Below are 13,413 nucleotides of genomic sequence, written 5' to 3'. Positions count from 1 at the left end.
ACGCGGCGGCCCACGACCTGGAGCCCGATGACGAACGACACGCAACACCAGCATCCGCACACGCACGATCACGGCCATCAGCGACCGCCGAAGCAGGAGCAGGAAGACGCGTCGACCGACATCACCGAAGTCGCTCCCGGCATTCTCCGCAGCCAACTGCCGATCGCCATGCCCGGCCTCGGACACGTCAACTGCTACCTCATGGAAGACGAGCGCGGTGTCGCCGTCGTCGATCCCGGCCTCCCCGGCGAGGACTCGTGGGTCCACCTCGTCGATCGGTTGAAGCGCGCCGACTACGAGGTCGCCGACGTCCACACGATCGTCGTCACCCACTCGCACCCCGACCACTACGGCGGCGCGATGCGGCTGCGCTACGAGACCAACGCCGACATCGTCACCCACGAGACGTTCCGCACGATCTGGGACGCCGCCGAGATGGACGACGACGAAGACTCCTCCAACCTGGAGATCAACTCCGCCGACGACCAGGCGGCAGCCTTGGAGCGCTACTTCTCTCGGCCGAGCCCGTGGGGTGGCAAGCGCGCCGGCCCGTCACCGGAGTTTCTCGAGCGGCTCCGCAAGGCCGGCGAATCCGCCGGTGGGTCGTTCTCGATCCCGGCCCCGACCGTGCCGCTCGCCGACGGCCAGACGATCAAACTTGCCCGTCGAGAGTGGGTCGCCATGCACACCCCCGGCCACACCTACGACCATCTCTGTCTGTTCGACCCAGAACACGGGGTGGTGCTCACCGGCGACCACGTGCTCCCGTCGATCACGCCGCACATCAGCGGCCTCACCCCGCAGTCGGACCCGCTCGCCGAATTCTTCGCCTCCCTCGTGCGCATGGAAGATCTCGGCGACGTCACCGTGGCGCTGCCGGCGCACGGCCATCCGTTCGCCGATCTCGGCGGCCGCGCCCGACACATCATCGACCACCACGAAGAACGACTCGACACGATCCGCAACGCCACCCACGACCTGCCCAACGGCACGGTCAGCGACTTCATGCGCGTGCTGTTCCGTGAACGGTCGTGGGGCGACATGGCCGAGAGCGAGACCTACGCGCACCTCGAACACCTCCGCGAGTTGGGTGAACTCACGCGCTCGGAGTCGGACGGCTTCGCGAGCTACGCCACCACCGAATGACGGCGTACGCCCACCTCGACTACGACCCCGACGACGTCGCGATCCGCCACGCGGCGACGGTGATGCTCGTCGACGACCTGCCCGATCTGCACGTCTTGATGCTCAAGCGCACGGCCAAGGTCGTGTTCGCGTCGGCCAACTGGGTGTTTCCCGGCGGGCGTGTCGACCCCGACGATCACCTCGGCGACTTCGATCGGGTCACCTCCGGGCTCACCGACGCCGAGGCCTCCGAACGCCTCGGCGTCGACAGCGGCGGCCTGGCGTGGTGGCTCGCCGCCTGCCGCGAGACGCTCGAGGAATGCGGCATGCTGCTCGCCGCCAACGAGCCACTCGATGCCGACGAGACCCAACGCAGCGTGCTGGCGATGCGCCAACGAGTGCAGCGCGACGAAGGCGTCTTCGTCGACGAACTCGTCCGCCACGGCTTCCTGATCGACGCGACCGCGATCGAAGAGGTCGCCCGCTTCATCACGCCGCTCGGCCCACCGCGACGTTTCGACGCCCGATTCTTCGTCGCTCGCGCTCCGGCCGGGCAGACGCCGCAGCACGACGACTCCGAGATCGTCGACTGGGAGTGGGTGCGACCCGCCGACGCGCTCGCACGCTGGCGCGCCGGCGAGTTCGAGATGATGTCGCCGACCGTGCGGATGGTCGACTGCCTCAGCCGCTACGGCTCGGCCGACGAGGTGATGGACGCGGCCCGCCTGCGCAGCGCGTATCGACGCGTGCGAGTCATCGACCCCGACGGCGAGTACCGCGTCGTCCTCCCAGGCGAAGCGGGTTACGAGCACGCCGATCTCGAGGTCGAATCGGGCTGGGTCCGCCTCTGGGACCCAGCGCTCACCGAGTGATCGCCAGTGACGCGGCCTGCGCCCCCATCCGTCGCGGCGCGACGAGGAGTCGGAGGATCGCGAGGGCGACGAGTGACATCGACCCGGCGGTGAGGAACGCGACCCGGTAGTCGAAGCCGACGACGATGAGCCCGACGGCCGGCCCGATGATCGCGTTGGCGAGGTCGAAGAAGCCGGTGTAGGTGGCCAACGCCGACCCTCGCTCGCGATCGCTGACCCCTTCGATCGCCAGCGTCATGAACGATGGCGACTGCAACGACAGACCACAGGCGAGCAGCGCGGCGCCGACGTACAGGCCGGCGGGTTCGGCCCAGAACGCCACCACCGCGGCAGCGAAGGCGGTCAGGACGAGCGCCCACGACCCGGCGCGGATCGGGCCGACCATGTCGGGAACGCGACCGAACACCAGGCGAACGAACACGATCGTCAGCGACGCGATCGTGAACACGATGCCGACGTCGTCGAGGCCGATCTCGCGCGCGTAGAGCGGAGCGAACTGCAGCAGACCGTTGAACGCGCACACGCCGAACAGCGTGACGAGGCCCGGCAGGATCGCCGAGCGGTGCACCAGCGGGCCGGGCGGCGTGTCGTCGATCGGGCGTCGGCGGTTCGGGAGCGCCAACGCGATCACGAAGCTCACCGCCGCGAGCGCCGACACGATCAACCACACCGTGCGATACGACGTGGCGTCGAGGATCGGCTCGGCGCCGATCGGACCGACACCGAGCCCGACGTGGAACGAGATGAGGATGTACGCACCGGCCTGCGCCCGCCGACTCTCGGGGGCGATGTCCATCGACAGCATCATCGACCCGGTGAACGTGCCGGCGCCCGCTGCGCCCATGACGAGACGCGAGGCGAACGCGCCGGCGAGCGACGAATCGATTGCGAGGATCAGCACCGAGAGGCAGGCGAGCGCGGCGCCGATTGCGATGATGTCGCGAGCACCGCGCCGGTCGGCCATCCGCCCGAACCACGGCCGAGCCAAGAGCGCGGTGACCGCCATCGAGCCCATGACGAATCCCGATGTCGCCTCGGAGCCGCCCAACTCGTCGACGACGTACGTGGGAACGAGGACGTTGAGCGAGCCGATGCCGAGGAAGTAGACGCTGGTCGACGCGGCGAGGATCCAGAACTCCGGCGTGAGGAGGCGCGTCGGCGCGTCAGCAGGCGGAGGAACCACGGTCACGCTTCATTGTGGAGCACAACTATCGCGTGGGGCAAAGCGGGATGTCAGGCGACGGCTCGACGGACCTTGCGGAGCGTCGACTTCTTCTTGCCGTTGGTGACCTCGCGCTTGACGAACTGCGAGCTCGGCTTCTTGCCGTCGACCACGATGCGCAGCAGCTCTTGGCGGTCGCGCTTCGACTTGAGCTTGGCGAACACTCGCGGATCGTCGGAGTCGACGTTGGCGACGACGACCGAGCCCGAGCAGATGCCGACGCACTTCAGCTCGACCACGTCGCACCGTTCGGACAGCGCGTCGTGCATCTTGGCGAACTCGCAGCGCTTCTTGCAGTCCTTGCCGGCGCAGAGGGCGACGCGTGGGCGGTCGTGGTCAGCCAATGGTGTAGTCCCTCAGGAGCTTGTTCATCTCGATGACGTGCAGTTCTTCCTGACCGATCTGCGTGCGGGCGTACTCCTCGAGGTACACCGAGCGGTTCTCGGAGAGCGACAGCAACTCGCGGTAGAGCGCCAGGGCTCGCCGTTCGTGGGCGATCGATTCGCGCAGGATGTTCTCGATCGTGTGGTCGTGCGACTCCTCGATCGCGCCGATGCCCTGCGTCGGGTGGCCGCCGAGCCCGGTCAGGATCTCGCCGGCCTGACGAGCGTGGACCAACGATTCGTCGGCCTGCTCTTGCATGAAGGCGACGAGCGGCAGCCGGTTGGGTCCGGTGATGACAAGGGAGTAGTGGGTGTAGCGCACCACGCCGGCGAGTTCGGCCAGCATGACCTCGTTGAGCACGGGGTTGATGTCGCTGGTGTCGATGAAGGTGTCGTCCATGAGCGCAGTTCCTCGGTTCGTGTCGTCGGACCAGGCGCTGACGCGCTCGCCCTGTCGGTGGTAAAGCATACCTAACTGTTGCTGTGAGGAGAAACTCGTCTCCTTGCTGATCAGGCGTCGGCGGCCTGCTCGGCCATCCACTGGCGCTTGATCTCGCGCCACGCCTCGTCGGTGTGGCCACGACGCCAGTATGGCGAGATCGAGGCGCCGTCTCGGTCGATGCCGCGATCGGCGATGAGATGCTGGCGAACCGAGCGCACCTCGGCGGCCTCGCCGTGGACGAACACGTCGACCGTTCCGGGTCGCCAGTCGAGTGCGGTCACGGCATCGAGGGCGAGTGTCTCGGGTACCGCGGCAGTGCAGCGATGCAGCCACCGCACGTCGACACCGGCGGGTGCCGTCAGTTCGAACTCGTCGTCGGGTCGGTCGACCACGACGATCGCCACGCCGGACGCGGTCGGCGCGAGTGCGTCGAGCGAGGCGGCGATGGCCGGCAGCGCGCTCTCGTCGCCGACCAGGAGGTGCCAGTCGGCGCTCGGGTCGGGGCGGTAGTTGCCGCTGGCGTTGGAGATCTGGAGGCGATCGCCGACCGCGGCGCGCTGCGCCCATCGTCCGGCGTATCCGACGTCGCCGTGCGCGACGAAGTCGATCGTGAGGCGGCGCTGCTCGGCATCCCAGTACCGCACGGTGTAGCGGCGGTTCCTCGGCCGGAACGCGGCGTCGACGGCCTCGATCGTCTCGTCGTCGAACGGCACGCTGTACGGCGCTCCATCGGGAACGAAGCGAGCGTTGACGTACTGGTCGGTGGCGTCGCTCGCCTCGAAGTGATCGAGTCCTGCGCCACCGAGGACGATGCGCACCATCGAGGGGCTCAGCCACTCGACCTGTTCGACGGTTCCGTAAACGGGGTTCATGTTGCTCTCCAATAGCCGGTCATCGAGACCTGTTCGGCCGCGAGGCCGACGTGGTCTCGCAGGTGATTGCGGATGGCGGTGATGCGCCGTGACTCGGCGGCCCCGAACGCATAGGTGTCGGTCGAGATCTCGAGGCGCTGGACGGCGTCGAGCAGGCCGATCGTGGTGCCGGGCGCGGCGCCGGCCCGATCGACCCAGGTGGTCGTGACGTTCGGCCCGGCGGGGAACTCGACCCGGCCGGCGTGCCCGTCGCTCTCGGCGAGCACGCGCACGTCGACATCGGGGTCGGCGGCGAGGAGTTGGTCGAGTACGGCGGCCACGGCGCCGAACCCGGTCTCGTCGACGACGAGGAGATACGAGCCGGTGGTGGTCGGTGGGTAGAAGACGCGCCGAGGTCCCCACAGCCCGACGGGCTGGCCCGGCTCAGCGCGGCTCGCCCACGCCGACGCGTCGCCGGCATCGCCGTGCAGCACGAACCACATGTCGAGTTCGCCGACGTCGGCGTGCCAGTGGCGAACCGTGTAGTACGCCCCGGTCGGCCGCTCGGCTTCGGGCATCTGCTCGTACGCCTCCCACGCGAAGTCGGTGCCGAACGTCAATTCCGTTCGGCCCTTGGGCGGCAGCAGGACGTAGAGGAACTGGTCGCCGTCGAGCGGCTCGAAGTCGTCGAGCCCGCCGCGAAAGGTGATCTGCCGGAGGGTCGGCGTGATGTCGGTGACCGCGGCGACCTCGGACAGGAACGTCCGGAGCTGGGTGCGGGGGAGCTCGCGTTTGGGTTCGGCGACGTCGCGCGTGGCGTTCAGATCATCGAGCATGGGGAGATGTTAGGTCGCCCTAACAGGTTTCCCACTGTTCGGGCCACTCGAAGCCCGACTTGTGACCTTTGTTGTGAGGCTTGCCTACCGATCGCCGTTACGCGAACCTCATCAGGTGAACAGAACGAAACGAATCGCCACCCTCGCCGTTGCCTCCTGCCTGGTCATCGCCAGTTGCGGAAGCGACGACCCGGCCGACACCGAGGCCACCAGCACCACGGAAGCCGAGCCGGTCGCAACCGAGGCGCCCGTTGTGACCGAGGCACCCGTCGCAACCGAGGCGCCGGTCACGACCGACGCGCCGGTCGCAACCGACGCGCCGGTCGCAACCGACGCGCCGGTCGAGACGGTGCCGGCGGTGTTCCCGCGCACCGTCGAGCACGCTCTCGGCAGTACCGAGATCGCGGCGGAGCCGATGCGCGTCGTGTCGCTCGACCGGTCGCTCACCGACCCGGTGCTCGCCCTCGGGCTCGACCTCGTCGGCTACACCACCTATCAGGACCCCGACGGTGACCTGCCCGCCTACTTCGGCGACGCGCTCGCCGACCACGCCGCCGAGGCTGAATGGGTTGGCGACCTGCTCTCGCCGAACCTCGAAGCCATCCTCGCGCTGCAACCCGACCTGATCGTCTCGTCGATGGTGCGCCACGAGGCGATCTACGCCGAACTCAGCCAGATCGCGCCCACCGTCATGTCGGAGTCGGGCGGCGGCGGCTGGAAGGACAACATGCGTCTCGTCGCCGAAGCGACCGGCCGCGAAGACGTCGCCGAACAGGTGCTCGGCGACTACGAAGCGCGCGCCGCCGAGATCGGTGCAGCCATCAACGAGGTCGCCGATTCTCCGACGATCTCCGTCGTCCGGTTCCTCGGCGAGATCCGGCTGTACCAGCCGGTGAGCTTCAGCGGCACCGTCCTCGAAGACGCCGGCCTCGCCCGGCCCGAGAGCCAGCAGGACCGCGAGGACTTCATCCTCCAGATCAGCGAAGAGGAACTCCAGCTCGCCGACGCCGATCACCTCTTCTTCACCGTGTACGACCGCGAAGACGCCGAGGAAGCGTTCGCCGAACTCGAAGCGCGGCCGCTGTGGCAGACGCTCGGCGCAGTGCAGAACGGCAACGCGCACCCGGTGGTCGACGACCTCTGGATGAGCGGCGTCGGTGTGTTCGGCGCCCACGCGATCCTCGACGACCTCGCGGTCACGTTCGGGGTCGGCTGACGCTGCGACGGAGCGCCGCCCCGAGCTGGTCGGTGGCGATCGCCAGCACGATCAGCACGACGATCACACCGGTCACCGCCTGGAAGTCGCGGGCCGCCAGATCGTCGCGGAGCAGCTGGCCGAGCCCGCCTGCGCCGACCACGCCGATGACGATGGTCTCGCGCACGATCACCTCGGCGCGATACAGCGACAACGACACCAGTCGCAGATGGGCCTGCGGCAGCACGCCGTAGGCCCATCGGGTCGGCCCGGTCGCTCCGGCGAGCACGACGCCGCGCTCGGCCTGCTCGGGTTGCGTCTCGATCGCCTCGGCGAAGAGTCGGCCGAGCACACCGGCGTTGTAGATGCCGAGGGCGACCGCTCCGGGCCAGAGCCCGGGGTACAGGATCAACACGAACAGGAACGCCCAGATCGGGGCCGGAACCGCGCGGAACAGCAACACGACGATGCGGCTGGCCGACCGGGCGAGCCGGTCGGGCCAGGTGCGCTGCCGCATCCTCGACATCCACGGTGACGGACGACGGATCGCGGCGGCGCCGAGCAGCCCGACCACCACGGCGACCAGGAGCGACAGCGCCGAGAGCGCCACCGTGTCGAGGGTCGCCGACCACAAGCCACTCCACCCGCCGGGTCCGAGCCGGGGTGGCAGGAGATCGTCGACGAACTCGGGCACGCGGCGGCGGGTGCGCTCCGACCAGAGCGACGACGGGGCGATGCCCACCTGCCAGAACGACCAGGCCACGGCGACTCCGGCGGCGCCGAGGATCCAGCGCAACGACACGCGACTGCGCACACGTCGCACCGACGACGACACGGCGTCGGCCCCGCCGCTGAGCAGCATGAGCGCGAAGATGAGCGTCCAGATCTCGCGGTAGCGCAGGCTCTCGAAGCTGAGGTCGAGCTGGAAACCGAGGCCGCCCACGCCCACGATGCCGAGCACGGCGGCCGAGCGGATCGCGCACTCGAACCGGTAGAAGCCGTAGGCGACGAACTCGGCGCGTACGAGCGGCCCGATGCCGTACAGCACGGCGCCGACGCGGTTCGCGCCGGTCGCGCGGAGGGCGTCGAACCCGGCGCTGTCGGCATCGTCGATGGCGTCGGCATAGACCTTGGCGGTGACGGCTCCGAAGGGAATGCCGATGGCCAGCACCGCCACGAGCGGATCGAAGCCGAGGATCTGCACGAGGAGCAGTGCGACCAGGATCTCGTGGACCGCTCTCGGCAGCGCCGCGCACGACGCGGCCACACGATGAGCGACGCGTGAACCGATGACCCGTCGGCTCATCAGGAGCGACCCGAATGCGCCGAACAACAAGGCGACCGTCGAGCCCAGCACGGCGAACGCAAGCGTCTGGAGCGCCGCGTCCCACGTGAGCCGCAGGAACTCGCCGGCCAGTTCGGGGTCGACCGCCGTCGTCCAGAATCGAGAGAAACTCGACCACCCGCCGGCGTTGACCACCGTCGACCAGCCGGCGCGAGACGCCGACCAGACGATGACGACCAGCGCGACGACGAGCACGCGAACGCGCCGAGGCCTCAGCAGGCTGTTCATCAGCCGGATGGTGTGATTCGGTACAGGTCGTCGATCCGACGATCCGACACCTCGTCGACGGGCAGGTCGAAGTGGACGATCCCGTCGCGCAGGCCGACGATGCGATCGACGTGGCGCCGTGCGAGGCCCGGGTCGTGCAAACTCACGAGCACCGCCGGGTCGCCGTCGGCAGCGCGGAGCAGGCGCAGGACGTCGTCGCTGAGCTTCGGGTCGACGGCCGACACCGGCTCGTCGGCCAGCAGGAGCCGACGCTGCTCGATGAGCGCGCGTGCGACGGCGACGCGCTGCTGTTGACCTCCCGACAGGTCGCCGGTGAGGCGGTCGGCGAGCCCGGCGAGCCCGACCGCGGCGAGGGCCGAATCGACCTCCGCACGGCCACGCGGTCGAACCAGCGACGTCAAGGCCCGCCACGTCGACCAGGTGCCGAGCCGCCCGGCGTTGACGTTGTGCACCACGCGCAGCGACTCGGGCAGGCCGTGCTGCTGACGCACCACGCCGATGTCGGCTCGGTGCCTGCGCAGTGCTCGTCCACGGAGTTCGTCGATCGCCGCGCCGAGGACCTCGACCGAACCCGACGTCGGCACCGTGAGTCCGGCGACGACGTCGAGCAGGGTCGACTTGCCGGCGCCGCTCTCGCCGAGCAGCGCCACGCGTTCTCCTGGCGCGATCGTCAGGTCGACCTCGTGGAGGGCTCGAACACCAGCGGTGTTCGAGCCGACCACGTAGTCGACGGTGACAGCGGTGAGCCGAAGTGCCGCTTGGTCAGCGGATGAGGCCGGCATCGCGCCCGACCGCTTCGATGGCGTCGTAGTTCGAGTTCTCGGTCGCGATGAACGCGCCCGCTCCGAACAGGTCGAGGATCTCGGCGTCTGCCGGATCGGACGCGTCGAGCGACTCGAACGCCGCGAGGAGATCGGCCGAGAAGCCGTCGCCGAAGCGCTCGTCGAGATCGGGTTGCCCGACCCAGTGGTAATCGAAGTACGGCGGGGTGCGGAAGACCTCGACGACCTTGTCGGCGTCGACGACGCCTTCGGCGACGCGATCGTCCCACACCTGGGAGTTGAGCGCTCCGGCCTCGAAGGTTCCGGCAGCGACGACTTCGATCGTCGCGTCGTGCGATCCGGAGAAGCCCGGCTGGCCGCGGAAGTCGTCGAGGGTGACGCCGGCTTCGCTGAGGAACGACTGCGGCATCAGACGGCCGGAGGTCGACGTCTCGGAACCGAACGTGAACGACCGGTCGGCGAGGACGGAGAGTCCGGCGACGTCGGCGATCGGTTCGATCCCCGAATCGGGTGAGGCGACGAACACCGAGGTGAAGGCTTCGTCGATGTCGCGCTGAGCGATCGCCTGGGCGCCTTCGACTTCGAGACGGGCCTGGACGCCGGTGAGTCCACCGAACCAGACGAGGTCGAGGTCGCCGATCGCGAAGCCGGTGACCGCTCCTTCGTACTCGGTGACCGGCACGTACTCGACGTCGATACCAGGGGAGACATCGGCGAGTTCGGCTTCGAGGAAGTCGGCGATCAGGCCGTAGGTGCGCTGGAGCCGCTCGGGCTCCTGGTCGGGGATGGCCCCGATCCGGAGGGTGGCCGCTTCAGTGGGCGTCTCAGTGGGAGTCTCGGCGGGAGCTTCGGCGGGTGCATCGGCACCAGCCGTGTCGGCCGGACTGCTCGTCGAGTTGCTGTCACTGCCACACGCTGCGGCGGTGACCGCCAGAACGGTCAGTGGGATGAGTGCCCGCCAACTGGCGGGCCGAGTGAAGGCGCTCATTGTGCGCGCCTCGTGCTGGGTGTGTATGTCATGTCGGTGAGTGTGGCCGGGCCGACCCGCCGTGCCCAACTCAGAGCGATGAACCATCTGACAACGCTGGTGATCGGTTGGCCTTCGTGGAGTTGGAGCTGATCGGCACGACGAGTGGTGTGCCACTGATCGGGTCGTCGATCACGACCGACTCGAGCCCGAACACGGCGCGCACGGTGTCGGCGTTGATCACGTCGGCCGGGCGACCTGCCGCGACGATGGCGCCGTCGCGCATGGCGACGATGTGGTCGGCGTAGCGGCACGCGAGGTTGAGGTCGTGGAGCACGACGACGACGGTTCGTCCGCGTTCGGTGTTCAGCTTCTCGACGAGGTCGAGCACGTCGATCTGGTGTGCGATGTCGAGGAACGTCGTCGGCTCGTCGAGGAGGAGCAACTCGGTCTCCTGCGCGAGCGCCATGGCGATCCACACGCGCTGACGCTGGCCGCCCGACAGTTCGTCGATCGACCGGTCGGCGAGGTCGGCGGTCGAGGTGGCGTCGAGCGCAGTACGAACCGCTGCTTCGTCGGCCTGCGACCACTGGTGGAACAACCGCTGGTGCGGGGTCCGGCCACGCGCGACGAGGTCGACGACCGTGATGCCCTCCGGAGCGATCGGGGTCTGCGGCAGCAGTCCGAGGCGGCGGGCCACCTCCTTGGTCGGGAGCTTGTGGATCAGTTCGCCGTCGAGCACGACCTGGCCGGTCGATGGCTTGAGCAGGCGGGCGAGCGCTCGCAGCAGCGTCGACTTGCCGCAGGCGTTGGGGCCGATGATCGTGGTGACCTTGCCGTCGGGGATGTCGAGGTCGAGGCGATCGACGACGAGGTGGTCGTCGTACGACAGCGAGACGCCGTTGGCGCTGAGTCGTGCCGGGGTCGGGTCGGTCATCAGAGTGCTCCGGTTCGGGCTTGGCGGGTGAGCAGCCACAGCAGGTACGGGGCACCGATCAGCGCGGTCATGATGCCGACCGGCAACTCGATCGGGGCGAGGAGTCGTCGTGCGGCCAGGTCGGCGACGACGGTGACGAGGGCGCCGACGAACGCGGCCGGAACGATGCATGCACGCGGAGAGTCGACGAGGCGTCGAGCGATCGGCGCCGACACGAACGCCACGAAGGCGACGGGACCGGCGGCGGCCACGCCCAGCGCGGCGAGGCCGACGCCGACCAGGACGAGCATCAGTTTCGCTCGGCCGACGTCGACACCGAGGCCGGCTGCGGTGTCGTCGCCGAGGTCGAGGCGGTCGAGGTTGCGCTGCATCAGCACGGCGAGCGGCCCGAGAATCGCGAGGGCGACCACCACGATGCGCACCTCGGCCCAGCTGCGGCCGTTGAGTGAACCGGTGAGCCAGACCGCAGCGCGCTGCACGTCGTTGATGTCGGCGCGCGTGACCATGTAGTCGATGGCGGCGTTGATGGCGAAGCCTGCACCGATGCCGACGAGCACCAACCGGTAGGCCTGCACGCCGCGTTTCCACGCCAGGAAGTAGACGGCGACGGCGGCGATGAGTCCACCGACGACCGCGCCGAGCGAGACCTGGAACGCGCTCGCGTCGACGTAGACGATCATCACGACCGCGCCGAGCGCGGAGCCGCCGGTGAACCCGATGATGTCGGGAGACCCGAGCGGGTTGCGGACGAGTGACTGGAAGATGGCGCCAGACATGCCGAACGCTGCGCCGACGCCGGCGCCGACGAGGACGCGGGGGAGACGCAGCGTGCCGACGATGAACTCCGAGTCGTCGGTCGGGTTGCCCATGAGCGTGGCGATCACGTCGGAGATCGGGATCGGGAAGTCGCCCACGCTGATCGACCAGAGTCCGACCGCCACGAGGAGGACGGCGAGCGCGCTGCACACGGTGATCGCTCGCGGGTCGAGGCGCACCGAGAACGAGCGGGTGCGGATGACACGTCCGCTGATCGGAACCGGTGCAGGCGGAGGCGCGTCGACGATCACTCGCTCGGCGGTGTCGACCGGCGGGCGGTGCAGGATGTCGGTCACAGTTGAGCCATTCGGGTTCGACGGACGAGCAGGACGAAGGCGGGGCCGCCGATGGCGGCGGTCATGATGCCGACCTGCACCTCGCCCGGGCGGGCGACGACGCGGCCGATCGTGTCGCAGAACAGGAGCAGGGCCGCACCGGCGAGTGCCGACATCGGGATGAGCCACCGCTGGTCGGGGCCGAACCACGCTCTGACCGCGTGCGGGACGACGAGGCCGACGAATCCGATCGGCCCGGCGGCGGCGACCGCACTGCCGCACAGCAGGGTGATGCCGAGCACGCTGACGAGACGGGTGGTCTGCACCTTGGTGCCGAGCGCGCGGGCCGCTTCCTCGCCGAGTGCCAGTGCGTTGAGTTGTCGGGCTGCGCCGATGGCCAGCACGGCGCCGACGATCATGAACGGTGCGACCTGCCCGGCCACGTCGGTCCCGCGTCCGGCCAGCGACCCGACCGCCCAGAAGCGGAACTGGTCGAGGGTTGCTCGGTCGAGCAGGGTGACCGCTCGGGTCAGCGCGAAGAGCAGCGCCGCCAAGGCCGCGCCGGCGAGCGCGAGGCGCACGGGGGTGGCTCCGCCGCGACCAGCCGTGCCGAGCACGTACACCACCACCGACGTCACGCCGGCGCCGACGAAGGCGAACCACACCAGCCCCGACACGGTCGTGATGCCGAACAACCAGATCGCGAGCACGACGGCGAACGCGGCGCCTGCGTTGACGCCGAGCAGGCCGGGGTCGGCCAGCGGGTTGCGGGTGACGCCCTGCATCAGGGCGCCGGCCATGCCGAGGGCTCCGCCGACCAGGATGCCGAGCACGGTGCGCGGCAAGCGCAGTTCGCGCACGATCAGGTGATCGGTGATCGAGACGTCGTACGAGAAGACGGCGTCGACGACCGTGCCCCACGGGATCGACTTGGCGCCGACGGCGAGCGAGAGCAGCACCCCGAACAGGGCGCACGCGGTCAAGATCGCCACACCGGTCATGCGGCGCGTCAACGACCACACCTTCCGGGCCCCGACGCCGTCGACCGGAGTCGACGGCGCGGGATCCAGGGACGATTCCACCAGCGCGGTCATGAGAACAACGGAAGGTTAGGGGTTCTTAACGCTGAACAGCAAG

General features: G+C 69.1%; 14 protein-coding genes. 3 read left to right on the top strand and 11 right to left on the bottom strand.

Features of this window, described 5'->3' with window-relative positions:
- The first annotated feature begins 27 nt into the window (after nt 1-27).
- Both YM304_RS20795 and YM304_RS20790 read left to right on the top strand, forming a co-directional pair.
- The gene (locus YM304_RS20795; RefSeq protein WP_015443705.1) at nt 28-1,146 is read left to right on the top strand and encodes an MBL fold metallo-hydrolase; all 1,119 of its coding nucleotides are present in this window, start codon (nt 28-30) and stop codon (nt 1,144-1,146) included.
- The gene (locus YM304_RS20790; protein WP_015443704.1) at nt 1,143-1,997 is read left to right on the top strand and encodes an NUDIX hydrolase; all 855 of its coding nucleotides are present in this window, start codon (nt 1,143-1,145) and stop codon (nt 1,995-1,997) included. Before YM304_RS20795 ends, YM304_RS20790 begins: the two co-directional genes overlap by 4 nt.
- Here the strand turns inward: YM304_RS20790 and YM304_RS20785 are convergent.
- The 5 genes from YM304_RS20785 to YM304_RS20765 all read right to left on the bottom strand — a co-directional run bounded on the left by YM304_RS20785 (nt 1,987) and on the right by YM304_RS20765 (nt 5,731).
- Nucleotides 1,987-3,186, bottom strand: coding sequence for an MFS transporter (locus tag YM304_RS20785; protein ID WP_041298501.1), 1,200 nt, complete (start codon nt 3,184-3,186; stop codon nt 1,987-1,989). The genes YM304_RS20790 and YM304_RS20785 overlap by 11 nt on opposite strands.
- A 44-nt stretch (nt 3,187-3,230) precedes the next feature.
- A complete protein-coding gene (locus tag YM304_RS20780) occupies nt 3,231-3,563 on the bottom strand; it encodes a hypothetical protein (protein WP_015443702.1) in 333 nt (110 codons plus the stop codon).
- Nucleotides 3,556-4,002 (bottom strand): ferritin-like domain-containing protein, encoded by a 447-nt coding sequence (locus tag YM304_RS20775; protein ID WP_041298500.1) that lies wholly within the window; start codon nt 4,000-4,002, stop codon nt 3,556-3,558. The genes YM304_RS20780 and YM304_RS20775 overlap by 8 nt, the downstream gene beginning before the upstream one ends.
- Before the next feature lie 110 nt (nt 4,003-4,112).
- Nucleotides 4,113-4,916 (bottom strand): siderophore-interacting protein, encoded by an 804-nt coding sequence (locus YM304_RS20770; protein WP_015443700.1) that lies wholly within the window; start codon nt 4,914-4,916, stop codon nt 4,113-4,115.
- Entirely contained in the window at nt 4,913-5,731 is an 819-nt protein-coding gene (locus YM304_RS20765; protein ID WP_015443699.1) for a siderophore-interacting protein, read from the bottom strand. Before YM304_RS20765 ends, YM304_RS20770 begins: the two co-directional genes overlap by 4 nt.
- A 115-nt stretch (nt 5,732-5,846) precedes the next feature.
- On the opposite strand from YM304_RS20765, the gene YM304_RS20760 reads away from it, so the two are divergent.
- Nucleotides 5,847-6,947, top strand: a complete 1,101-nt coding sequence (locus YM304_RS20760) for an ABC transporter substrate-binding protein (RefSeq protein WP_015443698.1) — start codon at nt 5,847-5,849, stop codon at nt 6,945-6,947.
- On the opposite strand, the gene YM304_RS20755 is transcribed toward YM304_RS20760, so the two are convergent.
- From YM304_RS20755 to YM304_RS20730, 6 genes are all read right to left on the bottom strand, one after another.
- Complete coding sequence (locus YM304_RS20755) at nt 6,928-8,499, bottom strand: PhnE/PtxC family ABC transporter permease (RefSeq protein WP_015443697.1); 1,572 nt, start codon at nt 8,497-8,499, stop codon at nt 6,928-6,930. The genes YM304_RS20760 and YM304_RS20755 overlap by 20 nt on opposite strands.
- A complete protein-coding gene (locus YM304_RS20750; RefSeq protein ID WP_083908517.1) occupies nt 8,499-9,281 on the bottom strand; it encodes a phosphonate ABC transporter ATP-binding protein in 783 nt (260 codons plus the stop codon). The genes YM304_RS20755 and YM304_RS20750 overlap by 1 nt, the downstream gene beginning before the upstream one ends.
- The gene (locus YM304_RS20745; protein ID WP_015443695.1) at nt 9,262-10,269 is read right to left on the bottom strand and encodes a putative selenate ABC transporter substrate-binding protein; all 1,008 of its coding nucleotides are present in this window, start codon (nt 10,267-10,269) and stop codon (nt 9,262-9,264) included. Before YM304_RS20745 ends, YM304_RS20750 begins: the two co-directional genes overlap by 20 nt.
- A gap of 70 nt (nt 10,270-10,339) precedes the next feature.
- On the bottom strand, nt 10,340-11,185 hold the full coding sequence (locus YM304_RS20740; RefSeq protein WP_015443694.1) for an ABC transporter ATP-binding protein: 846 nt from the start codon (nt 11,183-11,185) through the stop codon (nt 10,340-10,342).
- Nucleotides 11,185-12,297 (bottom strand): FecCD family ABC transporter permease, encoded by a 1,113-nt coding sequence (locus YM304_RS20735; protein WP_015443693.1) that lies wholly within the window; start codon nt 12,295-12,297, stop codon nt 11,185-11,187. The genes YM304_RS20740 and YM304_RS20735 overlap by 1 nt, the downstream gene beginning before the upstream one ends.
- Nucleotides 12,294-13,370 carry a FecCD family ABC transporter permease gene (locus YM304_RS20730; protein WP_015443692.1) on the bottom strand — a complete coding sequence of 359 codons (1,077 nt, stop codon included), beginning with the start codon at nt 13,368-13,370 and terminating at the stop codon, nt 12,294-12,296. Before YM304_RS20730 ends, YM304_RS20735 begins: the two co-directional genes overlap by 4 nt.
- Between the last annotated feature and the right edge of the window lie 43 nt (nt 13,371-13,413).

This window comes from Ilumatobacter coccineus YM16-304 (genome assembly GCF_000348785.1).
Lineage (GTDB): Bacteria > Actinomycetota > Acidimicrobiia > Acidimicrobiales > Ilumatobacteraceae > Ilumatobacter_A > Ilumatobacter_A coccineus.
Note: the sequence above shows the minus strand (reverse complement) of the source record. Positions and strands in the feature narration are given on the sequence as shown.

Bases quoted from the DNA above. Each gene is read 5' to 3' on its own strand.
- YM304_RS20795 (WP_015443705.1), top strand. From the start codon at position 28: ATGACGAACGACACGCAACACCAGCATCCGCACACGCACGATCACGGC.
- YM304_RS20790 (WP_015443704.1), top strand. From the start codon at position 1,143: ATGACGGCGTACGCCCACCTCGACTACGACCCCGACGACGTCGCGATC.
- YM304_RS20775 (WP_041298500.1), bottom strand. From the start codon at position 4,002: ATGGACGACACCTTCATCGACACCAGCGACATCAACCCCGTGCTCAAC.
- YM304_RS20770 (WP_015443700.1), bottom strand. From the start codon at position 4,916: ATGAACCCCGTTTACGGAACCGTCGAACAGGTCGAGTGGCTGAGCCCC.
- YM304_RS20765 (WP_015443699.1), bottom strand. From the start codon at position 5,731: ATGCTCGATGATCTGAACGCCACGCGCGACGTCGCCGAACCCAAACGC.
- YM304_RS20755 (WP_015443697.1), bottom strand. From the start codon at position 8,499: ATGAACAGCCTGCTGAGGCCTCGGCGCGTTCGCGTGCTCGTCGTCGCG.
- YM304_RS20750 (WP_083908517.1), bottom strand. From the start codon at position 9,281: ATGCCGGCCTCATCCGCTGACCAAGCGGCACTTCGGCTCACCGCTGTC.
- YM304_RS20745 (WP_015443695.1), bottom strand. From the start codon at position 10,269: ATGAGCGCCTTCACTCGGCCCGCCAGTTGGCGGGCACTCATCCCACTG.
- YM304_RS20740 (WP_015443694.1), bottom strand. From the start codon at position 11,185: ATGACCGACCCGACCCCGGCACGACTCAGCGCCAACGGCGTCTCGCTG.
- YM304_RS20730 (WP_015443692.1), bottom strand. From the start codon at position 13,370: ATGACCGCGCTGGTGGAATCGTCCCTGGATCCCGCGCCGTCGACTCCG.